This window comes from Amycolatopsis sp. cmx-4-83 (assembly GCF_046548815.1).
GTDB lineage: Bacteria > Actinomycetota > Actinomycetes > Mycobacteriales > Pseudonocardiaceae > Amycolatopsis > Amycolatopsis pretoriensis_A.
This window is the reverse complement of the sequence record NZ_JAEBEF010000024.1, coordinates 43,028-55,323: the sequence shown is the minus strand read 5'-3', so window position 1 is coordinate 55,323 and position 12,296 is coordinate 43,028. Positions and strand designations below refer to the sequence as shown.

The 12,296-nt window shown below is 70.8% G+C and carries 12 protein-coding genes; 4 read left to right on the top strand and 8 right to left on the bottom strand.

Going from position 1 to position 12,296, the window contains the following annotated elements:
* Position 1 precedes the first annotated feature (1 nt).
* Positions 2–928, bottom strand: a complete 927-nt coding sequence (locus tag ACLJQM_RS47350; RefSeq protein WP_410636568.1) for an undecaprenyl-diphosphate phosphatase — start codon at positions 926–928, stop codon at positions 2–4.
* A gap of 428 nt (positions 929–1,356) precedes the next feature.
* Here ACLJQM_RS47350 and pip point away from each other — a divergent pair, with 428 nt between their 5' ends.
* Positions 1,357–2,301 (top strand): prolyl aminopeptidase, encoded by a 945-nt coding sequence (pip, locus tag ACLJQM_RS47345; RefSeq protein ID WP_410636567.1) that lies wholly within the window; start codon positions 1,357–1,359, stop codon positions 2,299–2,301.
* Here the strand turns inward: pip and ACLJQM_RS47340 are convergent.
* Positions 2,287–2,841 (bottom strand): TetR family transcriptional regulator, encoded by a 555-nt coding sequence (locus ACLJQM_RS47340; protein WP_410636566.1) that lies wholly within the window; start codon positions 2,839–2,841, stop codon positions 2,287–2,289. The two genes, pip and ACLJQM_RS47340, sit on opposite strands and share 15 nt — an antisense overlap.
* Positions 2,842–2,901: 60 nt before the next feature.
* On the opposite strand from ACLJQM_RS47340, the gene ACLJQM_RS47335 reads away from it, so the two are divergent.
* Positions 2,902–3,681, top strand: coding sequence for an SDR family NAD(P)-dependent oxidoreductase (locus ACLJQM_RS47335; RefSeq protein WP_410636565.1), 780 nt, complete (start codon positions 2,902–2,904; stop codon positions 3,679–3,681).
* Between the two features lie 97 nt (positions 3,682–3,778).
* Here the strand turns inward: ACLJQM_RS47335 and ACLJQM_RS47330 are convergent, their stop codons facing one another.
* From ACLJQM_RS47330 to ACLJQM_RS47310, 5 genes are read right to left on the bottom strand one after another with little or no spacing between them, the layout of a single operon-like run.
* On the bottom strand, positions 3,779–4,576 hold the full coding sequence (locus ACLJQM_RS47330) for an ABC transporter permease (protein ID WP_247014406.1): 798 nt from the start codon (positions 4,574–4,576) through the stop codon (positions 3,779–3,781).
* Between the two features lie 9 nt (positions 4,577–4,585).
* On the bottom strand, positions 4,586–5,425 hold the full coding sequence (locus ACLJQM_RS47325) for an ABC transporter permease (RefSeq protein WP_247014407.1): 840 nt from the start codon (positions 5,423–5,425) through the stop codon (positions 4,586–4,588).
* Between the two features lie 7 nt (positions 5,426–5,432).
* On the bottom strand, positions 5,433–6,635 hold the full coding sequence (locus tag ACLJQM_RS47320; RefSeq protein ID WP_410636564.1) for an ABC transporter substrate-binding protein: 1,203 nt from the start codon (positions 6,633–6,635) through the stop codon (positions 5,433–5,435).
* Positions 6,636–6,653: 18 nt separating this feature from the next.
* Positions 6,654–7,715: an ABC transporter ATP-binding protein gene (locus tag ACLJQM_RS47315; RefSeq protein ID WP_410636563.1), complete on the bottom strand. Its 1,062-nt coding sequence runs from the start codon at positions 7,713–7,715 to the stop codon at positions 6,654–6,656.
* Between the two features lie 8 nt (positions 7,716–7,723).
* On the bottom strand, positions 7,724–9,145 hold the full coding sequence (locus tag ACLJQM_RS47310; protein ID WP_410636562.1) for a gamma-aminobutyraldehyde dehydrogenase: 1,422 nt from the start codon (positions 9,143–9,145) through the stop codon (positions 7,724–7,726).
* 111 nt (positions 9,146–9,256) lie between these two features.
* Between ACLJQM_RS47310 and ACLJQM_RS47305 the strand changes: the two genes are divergently transcribed.
* Complete coding sequence (locus ACLJQM_RS47305; protein WP_247014411.1) at positions 9,257–9,991, top strand: FadR/GntR family transcriptional regulator; 735 nt, start codon at positions 9,257–9,259, stop codon at positions 9,989–9,991.
* A 34-nt stretch (positions 9,992–10,025) separates the two neighbouring features.
* Positions 10,026–10,739: a cache domain-containing protein gene (locus ACLJQM_RS47300; protein ID WP_410636561.1), complete on the top strand. Its 714-nt coding sequence runs from the start codon at positions 10,026–10,028 to the stop codon at positions 10,737–10,739.
* An 11-nt stretch (positions 10,740–10,750) separates the two neighbouring features.
* Here ACLJQM_RS47300 and ACLJQM_RS47295 read toward each other — a convergent pair whose 3' ends face one another.
* Complete coding sequence (locus tag ACLJQM_RS47295) at positions 10,751–12,196, bottom strand: PucR family transcriptional regulator (protein WP_410636560.1); 1,446 nt, start codon at positions 12,194–12,196, stop codon at positions 10,751–10,753.
* Positions 12,197–12,296: the final 100 nt, after the last annotated feature.

Sequence of the window (12,296 nt, the reverse complement as noted above, 5' to 3'; positions counted from 1 at the left end):
GTCAGACGGCGAAGAAGATCAGGCTGCCGATTCCGGCGAGCACGCAGTAAATGGCGAACGGGGTCAGAGTGCGCGTTTCGAAGTATCCGGTGAGGAACCGGACAGAAATGTACGAAGCGATCCCGGCGATGACGCTGCCGACGAGCGCGGGGCCGAGCGAAGCGTGGTTCTCCGTGGCGAACAGCGTCGGCATCTTGAGCACGCCCGCGGCGAGGATCACCGGCGTGGCGAGCAGGAACGCGAAGCGCGCCGCGTCTTCGTGACCCAGGCCGCGGCGCAGGCCGGCGACCATCGTGATGCCCGAGCGGCTGATGCCGGGCAGCAGCGCGAAGATCTGCGCCGCGCCGATCAGGACGGCCTCGCCCACCCCCAGCTTCGCCAGCCGGACGTCGGTCTTCTCCTCGACCGTGACCGCCCGCATGACGAGGGTTTCTTCGGTCGAGAAGTCCACCGTGTCGTCGTCGCCCGGCGGCTTCCGGTGCGAGAACTTCTCGGCGGCGTAGAGCACCCCGCCGTTGAGCGTCAGGAAGATCGCCGCCGGGACGGGCTTGCCGAGGAAGTCGCGCAGCAGTCCTTCGAACAGCAACCCGGCCAGCCCGACCGGGACCGTGGCGAGCACGAGCAGCCACGCGAGGCGCTGGTCGGGGGTGCGGACCTCGCGGTGGCGGATCGACGTCCACAGGCCGCCGATGATCCGGATCCAGTCCTTGCGGAAGAACAGGACGAGCGCGAGCGCGGTGGCGACGTGCATCGCCACGAGCACCGCGAGGTACGGCGAATCCTTCCCGATGCTCAGGTCCCGCTGCCACTGTCCGCCGAGCCAGGCGGGCAACAGGATGCTGTGGCCGAGACTGGACACCGGAAACAATTCCGACACCCCTTGCAAGGCGCCGACGACAATCGCCTCGACATAGGTCACCGCGGACATTCCGTGCCTTTCCGTCCCCTTTTCGAGCAAGGCCGACACCGGAAAGTACCGGCCCATTCGTTAACCCCGGGCAAGGGGGATGGGCACACTCAGCGTCCTCACAGCGGGCGTTCACATGCATGAACATCAATCATGTTCTTGACTGGTGTTCGACTCGTGGCTTAGCGTTTAGCCCGTCGCCGCCACGACGCAACGGAACGAACCTCGACGAGGAGGACGGGAATGCGGGTGCGGATCGCCGGCCGTCGTGACCACCCCGACGGCGCCTCTCTTCGGACCACGGTTCCCCGCGGCGGCTGACGCCCCCCGAGCGGGAGCCCGCTCAGCCCGGCGGCGGGGGCGGGCTCCCACCTTTCCTGGTCGTCGTCCCGGCCCCTGGCGGCGGGGTGTCGGGGCGACGGCCGGGGCCCTCCGGCACAGTGACGGGCATGGACGAGCTCTACCCGCCGATCCCCCCGCGCGCCGAAGGGTTCCTGGACGTCGGCGACGGCCACCGGATCCGGTGCCAGGAGGCGGGCAACCCCGGCGGCAAGCCGGTGGTGGTCCTGCACGGCGGCCCCGGCAGCGGGATCGCGCCGATGGCCCGGCGGCACTTCGACCCCGCGGCGTACCGGATCGTCCTGTTCGACCAGCGCGGGTCGGGGCAGTCGACGCCGGGCGCGGACGACCTGCGCGCCAACACCCTGTGGCACCTGGTCGCCGACATGGAACTCCTGCGCGAACGCCTCGGCATCGACCGCTGGCAGCTCTTCGGCGGCTCGTGGGGCGCGACGCTCGCCCTCGCCTACGCCGAGACGCACCCTTCGCGCGTCAGCGAAATCATCCTGCGCGGCGTGTTCACCGTGCGCCCGAGCGAGCTCGACTGGATCTACCGCGGCGGCGCGGCCAACCTGTTCCCGCGCGAGTGGGAGGCCTTCCTCGCCCCGCTCCCGGCCGCCCTCCGCGACGACCCGCTGGCGGCGTACGCCACGCTCCTCGAAGACCCGTCGGAAGAGGTCCGGCACCGTGCGGCGATCGCGTGGAGCACCTGGGAGGGCGCGACGGTTTCGGTGGTGCCGCAGGACTCCTTCGTCCGCCAGTACGCCGAACCGGCGTTCGCGCTGACCTTCGCCCGCCTCGCCGTCCACTACTTCCGCCACGGCGCCTGGCTCGCCGACGGCCAGCTGGTCCGCGACGCGGGCAAGCTGGCCGGTATCCCGGGCGTCATCGTGCAGGGCCGCTACGACACGGTGTGTCCCCCGATCACGGCGTACGAGCTGCACCAGGCGTGGCCGGGCTCGGAGCTGAAGCTGCTGGAAGGCGCCGGCCACGCGGTGACCGACCCCGGCGTGCTCGCCGCTTTGCGGGCGGCGACGGACTCATTCCGCCAGTAGCACGGCGAACACCATCTCCAGCTTGCGCTTGACGACGGCTTCGTCGGCGCGCGCGAGCTCGGTGCTGCCGATGAGCGTGCGCAGCACCCAGAACCCGGCGATCACGGACAGGACCAGCGCCGGGCCTTCGGTGCCCGCCGTCGCCGGGAGGACGTCGGTGAGGTGCTTCTCGACGTGCCGCTCGATGCCCGCACGCAGGATTTCGGCGGCGCGCGGGTTGGGCGCGGACCGCAGCATCAGCAGGAACGGGTCGAGCCGGCCAGCGTCCGGCCCGGTCCGGCGCACGAGCGCGGCCGCGAGGTCCGCGGCGAGCGTCGCGGGGTCGTCGGTCAGCACGGTCCGCTCGGCCATCGCCGCCTCGACGACCTCGGCGAAGAGCCCCTCCTTCGAGCCGAAGTAGCGGTTCACGAGCATCGCCGTGACCCCGGCGGACTCGGCGATCTCGCGCACGCCGACACCGTCGTACCCGGCGCGGGTGAAGGCTTCGAGCGCGGAGTTCAGGATCGCTTCGCGGGTGGCGGCGGCGTTGCGGGCTCTCATGTATACGAGTGTAGACTTGGTTAGTAAGTATACGAGTGTAGACATGATGGGAAGTGCACAGTGGACCTCGAATTGGCCGGCAAGCGAGTTCTGGTCACCGGTTCCAGCGCGGGCCTCGGCGAGGCGATCGCCCGGCTGCTGGCCGCGGAAGGCGCCTCGGTGGTGGTGCACGGCCGGGACGCGGCCCGCACCGGGAAGGTCGCTGAGGAGATCGGCGCGGCGGGCGTGGCACTGGGTGACTTGTCGACCGACGCGGGCGCCGACGCCGTGGCGGCGGCCACCGGGGAGATCGACGTCCTGGTCAACAACGCCGGCGCGTACGACCACCTCACCTGGACCGAGGCGACGCCGGACGCCTGGAGCGCGATGTACCAGGCGAACGTCGTCTCCGCGGTGCGGATGGTCCACCGGTTCGTGCCGGGCATGCGCTCGCGCGGCTGGGGCCGGGTGGTCCAGATCGGCGGCGGCCTGGCGATCCAGCCGATGGCGACGCAGCCGCACTACACCGCGACGCTCGCCGCGCGGCACAACCTCGCGGTGTCACTGGCCCGCGAACTCGCCGGGACCGGCGTGACGTCGAACGTCGTCTCCCCCGGCGCGATCCTGGTGGACTCGGTGCGCGAGCTGCTCACCGGCATCGCCCCGGACCACGGCTGGGGCAGCTCGTGGGAGGAAATCGAAAAGCGCGCGGCGCAGGAGCTGGTGCCCAACGACGTCGGCCGCTTCGGCCGTCCCGAAGAGATCGCGGCCGCGGTCGGCTACCTGGTGAGCCCGGCGGCGGACTACGTCAGCGGCGCGACGATCCGCGTCGACGGCGGCACCATCCGGTCGGTCCACTAGATGTGATGTCCGGGGAGGTCGGTCAGCCGGGTGACCGGCGGCTTGCCGCCGGTTGAGGGCATAGGCCCATCCCTCGGCCAGTCCCTGGACATCACCACTAGAGCCGCCCGCCCGACGCCGTGTCGCCCGACAAGCGCTGGGCCAGGTACACCGGGACCGTCGAGGCCACGATCAGCACCGCCGCCACGACGTTCACGATCGGGGCCTGGTTCGGCCGGAACAGGTTGTTGTAGATCCAGATCGGCAGCGTCTCCATGCCCGTGCCCAGCGTGAACGTCGTCACGATGATCTCGTCGAACGACAGCGCGAACGCCAGCAGCCCGCCGGCCAGCAACGCCGAACGCAGCATCGGGAACGTCACCAGGCGGAACGTCGTGAAGCCCGTCGCGCCGAGGTCCATCGACGCTTCCTCCAGGTTGCCGCCCATCCGGCGCAGGCGGGCGACGACGTTGTTGAACACCACCACGATGCAGAACGTCGCGTGCGCGATGATCGCCGTCAGCAGGCCGAGGTCGATGCCCAGGATCGTGCGGAACGCGTTGTTCAGCGCGATGCCCGTCACGATCCCGGGCAGCGCGATCGGCAGGATGATCAGCAGTGACACCGGGTTGCGGCCGAAGAACCGGTAGCGCTGCAGGGCGAACGCGGCCATCGTGCCGAGCACCAGCGCGATCGCCGTCGCCGCCAGACCGGCTTCCACGCTCGTCCACAGCGCGTGCCGGGCGCCGTCGTTCGAAGCCGCGCGGCTCCACCACTCCAGCGTGAAGCGGGTCGGCGGGAAGCCGAACGTCGTGTCCGCGTTGAAGGAGTTGAGCAGCACCACCACCAGCGGGAAGTAGATCACCGCCAGGCCGAGGCCCAGCGCCGTCCACAGCAGTGCCCGAGACGTCCGCACCGAGGGCTCCTAGAGGTTGTCGAGCGCGCCGGTGCGGCGCACCGCGGCCAGGTACACGAGCATGATCACGACCGGCACGGTCGCCACCGTCGCCGCGAACGGGAGGTTGTTGGCGGCGCCGATGTTGTCGTAGACGACGTTGCCGAGCATCTGCGACGTGCCGCCGACGATCTTCACCGCGATGTAGTCGCCCAGCGACAGCGAGAACGTGAAGATCGAACCGGCCACGATCGCCGGGAACGTCAGCGGGAGGATCACCGAGCGGAACGTCCGGAACGAGCGGGCGCCCAGGTCACCGGAGGCGTCCACCAGCGAATCCGGCAGCCGGTCGAGGCCCGCGTAGATCGGCAGGATCATGTACGGCAGCCACAGGTAGGACAGCGTGATGATCGTGGCCGTGACGCCGTACCCGGGCGAAAGCCAGCTCAGCGCGCCGTTTCCGGACAGCATCGAGCGCCACGCGTACGCCTTGACGAGGTAGCTCGCCCACAGCGGCGTCATCACCGCGATCACCAGGATCCGTTGCGCCCGCGGCGAAGCGAGCTTGGCCATGGCGAACGCCATCGGGAACGCGATCACGGCGTCGATCACCGTCACCAGCGCCGCGATCCCGACCGTGCGGAAGGTGATCGTGCGGTACACCGCGTCGCTGAACAACGTCTTGAAGTTGTCCAGCGACCACTCGATCGCGACCTGGCCGGTGAACGCGTCGGTGTGCCAGAACGCCGTGACGAACAGCGCGGCGAGCGCACCCAGGTAGGCCAGGCCGAGCCAGAGCAGTGGCGCCGAGAGCAGGAAACCCAGGCGAAGCTTGGGTTTCCGGTAGAAGAAGGCCGAGAGCGCGGTCATGTCACCGTCAGCCCTTGATCTCGGTCCAGGCCTTGGTCCACTCGCCGTAGTCCTTGCACTTGACGTCCGTGCGGCCGTCGAGGCACTGCTGGATCGGCGTGGTCCAGTACGCGATCTTCGACGCGTAGCCGGCGTCGTTGGCGTGGTAGGTGTCGCAGAGGGTCTTGTCGGTCATCTCCGCGCACGCCTTGGGGTTCGCCGGCGCCTCGCCGAAGTACTCGGCGACCTGGGCGTTGACCTTCGGGCTGATGATGTAGTCGAGCCACTTGTACGCGCACGTCTTGTGCGCCGACTTCGCCGCGACCATCCAGGTGTCCGACCACCCGGTCGCACCCTCGCTCGGCACGGCCGACTCCAGCGGCGCGCCCTCGCCCTTGGTCAGGTTGACCGTGACCTGCCAGGCGGTGCCGACGACGGCGTCGGCGTTCTTCAGCGCCTGCGACTCCTTGAGGTAGTCCGACCAGTACTCGGACACGAGCGGACGCTGCTGCTTGAGCAGGTTCACCGCGGCGGTGAACTGCTTGTCGTCCAGGGCGTACGGGTTCTTGATGCCCAGGTCCGGCTGGTGCGCCATCAGGTACAGGGCGGCGTCGGCGATGTAGATCGGCGAGTCGTAGGCGATCACCTTGCCCTTGTAGGGCGAGTTCGCGTCGAACACGACCGACCACGACGTCGGCGCCGGCGTCACCTTGTCGGTGCGCCAGGTCAGCAGGTTCGCGCCCCAGCCGTGCGGGATGCCGTAGGCCGTGCCGCCCACGCTGTTCCACGACTTGTCCTTGAGGAACGGCTGGACGTCGGCGTAGTTCGGCACCAGCGCGGTGTTCACCGGCTCGGCGTCCCCGGAAGCGACCAGGCGCAGCGACGCGTCACCGGATGCCGAGATCACGTCGTACTGCCCGGTCTTCATCAGCGTCACGGCTTCGTCGGACGTGCCGAACGGCTTGACGTTGACCTTGCAGCCGGTCTGCTGCTCGAACGGCGTCACCCAGTTGACCTTCGGGTCGTTCGAACCGTTCTCCGCGTACCCCGGCCAGGCGAGCACGTTCAGCGCGCCTTCCGGCTGCCCGAGCGCCTTCAGCGCTTCCAGCTTCGGCGGGGTGAACCCCTGCGCGCCGGGCGGCGCGGCCGAGTTCGAGCCCGACGTGCCACATGCAGCCAACAGCAGGCTGGCGCCGAGGAGCCCGGCGAGCCGCGTCTTCCTGTTCTTCATGGCAACCCTTTCGAGGTACTACTGGACTTGAAAGCTGTGCTCGTTCCGCCAGCTGAGGCGGACGCGGCCGCCCGCGAAGGCGCCTTCGGTGTTCTGCTGGACGACCGAAAGCTGTCCGCCGGCGTCGAGCGCGACCGCGTACCGCACGGTCGCGCCGGCGTACACGACGTCGGTGACCGTGCCGGTCGCGCTGGTGTCCCCCACCGCGGCGGGCTCGGACAGCTCGCCGTCGATGCGGATCTTCTCCGGCCGGATGCTGAACATCCCCGGCCGGCCGATGACGGTCTCGGCCCCGCGGCCGCCGAGCAGGTTCGACGTGCCGACGAAGCCGGCCACGAACGCGCTCGCCGGGCGCTCGTAGACCTCTTCGGGCGGGCCGACCTGCTCGATCCTGCCGTCGTTGAACACCGCGATGCGGTCGCTCATGGTGAGGGCTTCGTCCTGGTCGTGGGTGACGAAGACGAACGTGATGCCGACGTCGCGCTGGATCTGCTTGAGCTCGAGCTGCATCGCCTGGCGCAGCTTGAGGTCCAGCGCGCCGAGCGGTTCGTCGAGCAGCAGCACCTTGGGCCGGTTGACCAGCGCGCGGGCGAGCGCGACGCGCTGGCGCTGCCCGCCGGACAGCTGCGCGGGCTTGCGCGAGCCGTAGTCCGCCAGCCGCACGGTCTTCAGCGCTTCGAGCGCGCGCTCCCGGCGTTGCTGCTTCGGGACGTGCTTGACCTTCAGGCCGTACTCGACGTTCTGCAGCACGGACATGTGCGGGAAGAGCGCGTAGTCCTGGAAGACGGTGTTGACGTCGCGCTCGAACGGCGCCAGCCGGCTGACGTCCCGGCCTTCGAGCTCGATGGTGCCTTCGGTGGGCAGCTCGAACCCGGCGATCATGCGCAGCACCGTCGTCTTGCCGGAGCCGGACGGGCCGAGCATCGAGAAGAACTCGCCGGGCGGGATGTCGAGGTCGACGCCGTCGACCGCGTGGACGTCGCCGAAGTGCTTGCGCAGCCCGGAAAGCCGGATGGCCGGCCCCGCGCTTCCGGGCGCCGCGGGCTCGTCCCGCGTCTCGGACGGTGCTTGGTTGGGCATCGCGAGCCTCACAGTGCGCTCATCACGTGCTTGACGCGGGTGTAGTCCTCGAGGCCGTAGAGCGAGAGGTCCTTGCCGTAGCCGGACTTCTTGAACCCGCCGTGCGGCATCTCGGCGACCAGGGGGATGTGCGTGTTGATCCAGACGCAGCCGAAGTCGAGCTTCGCCGACAGGCGCATGGCGCGCTGGTGGTCGCGGGTCCAGACCGAGGACGCGAGCCCGTACTGCACGGCGTTCGCGGCCTTCAGCGCCTCGGCTTCGCCGGAGAACCGCTGGACGGTGATGACCGGGCCGAAGATCTCGTGCCGGCTCAGCTCGTCGTCCTGCCCGAGCCCGGAAACGACGGTGGCCTCGTAGAAGTAGCCTTCGTCGCCGACCCGATGGCCGCCGCAGTGGACGGTGGCGTGGCCGGGCAGCCGGTCGATGAACCCGGCCACCTTCGCGAGCTGGTCGGCGTTGTTGAGCGGGCCGAAGGCGACGTCTTCGTCGTCGGGCTTGCCGGTCTTCGCGGCCCGCGCCTGGCGGGTGAGGGCGGCGACGAAGGTGTCGTGGACGTCGTCGGCGACCAGCACGCGGGTGGCGGCCGTGCAGTCCTGGCCCGCGTTGAAGTAGCCCGCGGCGGCGATGGCTTCGGCGGCGGCGTCGAGGTCGGCGTCGCCGAACACGATGACCGGCGCCTTGCCGCCCAGCTCCAGGTGCACGCGCTTGACGTCGTTCGCAGCGCTGCGAGCGACCTCGATGCCGGCGCGGACGGAGCCGGTGATCGACACCATCGCGGGGATGTCGTGCTCGACCAGCGCGCGGCCGGTGCCGCGGTCGCCGCAGATCACGTTGAAGACGCCCGGCGGCAGGAACTCGCCGGCGATCTCGGCGAGCAGCAGCGTCGACGCCGGGGTGGTGTCGGACGGCTTGAGCACGACGGTGTTGCCGGCGGCGAGCGCGGGCGCGATCTTCCAGATGGCCATCAGCAGCGGGTAGTTCCACGGCGTGACCTGCGCGCACACGCCGACGGGCTCGCGGCGGACGAAGGACGTGTGGCCTTCCAGGTATTCGCCGGCCGAGCGGCCTTCGAGCACGCGCGCGGCTCCGGCGAAGAAGCGGACCTGGTCGAGGACCATCGGGATCTCTTCGGCGGTGGTGAGCGCGATCGGCTTGCCGGTGTTCGCGGACTCGACGCGGACGATCTCGTCCGCGCGTGCTTCGAGCGCGTCGGCGATCTTGAGCAGCGCGAGCTGGCGCTGGGCGGGCGTCGTCTCGCGCCAGGTCTCGAACGCGGTCGCGGCGACCCGCAGCGCGTGGTCGACGTCCTCGGGCCCGGCGATCGGGGCGGTGCAGTACGGCCGCCCGGTGACCGGGTCGACGATCTCCGCGGTCCGGCCCGATTCGGACTCGACGTACGCGCCGCCGATGTAGTGCTTCAGCTCCTGCACGGTTGTCTCCTCGGTGCTGGCGGGGCTAAAACATATAAGTCCATATGTAATAGGACAAGAGGATCAGGCAAGATTGGTGCGAACGGGTAGTCACCGACGCGAAGGGGCACGATGCGCCAGGGCATGTCGCACAGCGCGCGGTCCGCCATGTTCGCGCCGCTCGGCCAGGTCGGGCGGGCGGAAGCGGTGGCGGCGCGGCTGGTCGACGCCATCACGCTCGGCTTCCTCGCCGACGAAGAGCAGCTGCCCAGCGAGGCCGACCTGGCCGCGCAGTTCGGCGTCTCGACCGTGACGGTCCGGGAAGCGCTCGTGGCGTTGCGGCAGCAGGGGCTGGTCGAGACGCGCCGCGGCCGCAGCGGCGGCAGCTTCGTCCGCGCGCCGGCCGACCCGCCGTCGGACGCCTGGCGCGCGCGGCTGCGCGAGGTGTCGCTGTCCGACCTCCGGGACGTCGGCGACCACTACCTCGCGATCGCCGGCGCCGCCGCCAAGCTGGCCGCCGAACGCAGCTCCCCGGAGGACATCGCCCGGCTGCGGCTGGCGACCGACGACCTCCGCACGGCGCACGGCATCGACTTCACGCGGGCCGAGCGCCAGTTCCACCTGGAGGTCGCCGCGGCCGCGCAGTCCCCGCGGCTCACGCACGAAGAAGTCCACCTGCAGAGCGAACTGGGCGGCCTGCTGTGGCTGCCGTTCGAACCCGGGGCACACTCCTGCGCGGAGCACGCGGCGATCACCACCGCGATCGACGCGGCCGACGGCGAACTGGCCCGCAAACTCACCGAGGAGCACCTCCTCGGCGCACTCGACCGGCTCGCGGACGTGCACCTCGGCCTGCTCGCCCCCTAAACTCCGCATTACTCCGCGCATCGAGGTGAGCACCGTGAACGACACCCGCACGCTGGCCGGCGACGAGGTCGTCGAGCAGGTCTCGGCGTTGGTGGAAGGGGTCTTCGAACGCCTGAAGCCCTTGCACTCGGCGGCCGAGTCGGTGCTGGCGGAAGCCCCGTCGGCGGCGGCCCTGCACCGGATCCGCCCGCAGGTCACCGAAGCCCTGGGCGGCCTGATCATCGGTGCCGGGTTCGTCAGCGCACCCCGCGTGCTCACCGATTCCGAGTTCGGCTTCGAGTGGTGGACGGCCGGTTCGCCGCCGGCGCAGCTGTTCATCAGCCTGGACCCGGCCGCGGAGAACTTCCTGGACTACACGCGCCAGTCGTGGTTCACGGTCCCGCGCGACACCGGGCGGCGGCACATCAACGGCCCGTACGTGGATTACCTGTGCACCGACGAGTACACGCTGACGTTCACGATCCCGGTGGTGCTTTCGGGTTCCTTCGCGGGCGTGGTGGGCGCGGACGTCTACGTGCGCGAGTTCGAGCGGGCGGTGCGGCCGCGGCTGCGCGCGCTGGGCCGCGGCGCGGCGCTGCTGAACGCGCAGGGGCGGGTGATCGTCTCCAACAGCGTGCGGCAGCCGACGGGCTCGCTGGTGCGGGAGGCCGGCGTCCCGGCCTGGTGGTCCGCGGGCGCGGAACCCGGCCCGACGCTGCGCCGCTGCGGCGACTCCCCCCTCGTGCTCGTGAGTGAGAAACAGGGTTAGAACCCTGTTTCTCACTCACGAGCCTGGAGCGCGACCCAGAGCTCCGCGCGGACGCCGGGTGAGTCGAGGTCCCGGCCGAGCAGCTCCTCGGCCTTCTTGATCCGGTTCCGCAGCGTGTGCCGGTGGACGCCGAGCCGCGCGGCGGCGACGTCCCAGTGGCCGTGGTGCTCGAGCCAGCAGCGCACCGAATCCACCAGGTCGCCGCGGCCGGTCTCGTCGTGCTCCCGCAACGGCGTCAGCAGCCCACGCGCAAACGCTTGCGCCACCGCGGGTTCGATCAGCGAGAGCAGTCCGCGGCCCGTGTGCTCGGCCGCCGACACCAGGAACTTGCCTTCCGCCTCCGCCACCCCGGCCGCCAGCTCCGCCTGTTCCAGACCGGCCGCGAAACCCGCCGGGGACACCGGCCCGGCCAGCCCGCCGTGCAGGCCGCCGATCCGCAGCGCCGCGTCCGTCACGGCGTCGGGCGCGCCGAACGCGACCACCGACGGACCGCGGCGCGCCGCGAACACCGGCTCGCTCTCCAGCGCGCCGAGCAGCTTGCGCCGCGCGGCGGGCGCGCCCGTGAACGCCAGCACCGACCACGGCGCGGGCGGCGGCTCGGCCCCGGACGCGGTCAGCACCCGCAGCGCCAGCTCGCCCTGACCGCCGACGAGCAGCTCCAGCACCCCGGTGCGCAACGCCTGGCGCGCCGCGGCCTGCGCGCGATCCTGTTCCAGCGCCAGGGAAAGCACCGAAACCGCCGTGTTGACGATGTGGTGCCCCGCGGTGTCGAGCGACGCCCCGACGGCGAGCACCCGGCGTGCGCTCGTGTCGAGCGTCTGCAGGACGACTTCCTGCCCGTCGAGCTCGACAACCCGCGTGCCGGTACGGAGGCGCTCCAGCTCTTCTCGCAGCGAAGCTCCGTACGCCCGCGCGTTCGCCGGAGCGGCCTCGACGACCGTGGTGCGGTCGAAGAGCAGCACCCAGCCGTCGACGAGCTTCGCCAGCTTGCGCAGCACCCCGGCCGGGCCGCCCTTGCCGACCGCCGTGCGGGTCAGTTCCTGCTGGGCGCGGCCGATCCGGACCGTCGCCGCGTACTCGTCGGCCGCCACCGCCCGCGAGACCGCGCGCGTGATCGCGATGAACGGCGTCTCGCGCGGCACCTCCAGCACCGGCAGCCCCACCTCGGCCGCCGTCGCCACGAGCGACCGCGGGACGGCGTCGTGGCTCAGCCCGACGCCGAAGCCGAGCCCGGCGACCCCCGCGGCCACCAGCCGCCGCACGTAGGCGGGCGACGTCTCCTCGTCCAGGGCCAGCCCGGTGGTCAGCAGCAGTTCGCCGCCTTCGAGGAACGCCTGCGGGTCGGTCAGCTCCGTCGGGTGGACCCACCCGATCGGGCGATCCAGGAGATCATCGCCGGTCAGCGCCCGCAGTCCCAGCGGGCGCTCGGCGGCCAGTCCGGCCAGCGTGAGTGCCACAACGGACAAGTATACGCGCCGAACTGTCCAGAACGGCCAGCTGACGGCGGTCGCCGCGGCACTCATCCTGAGGACGTCCCCCGTCCGCGTCCGCAGGAGC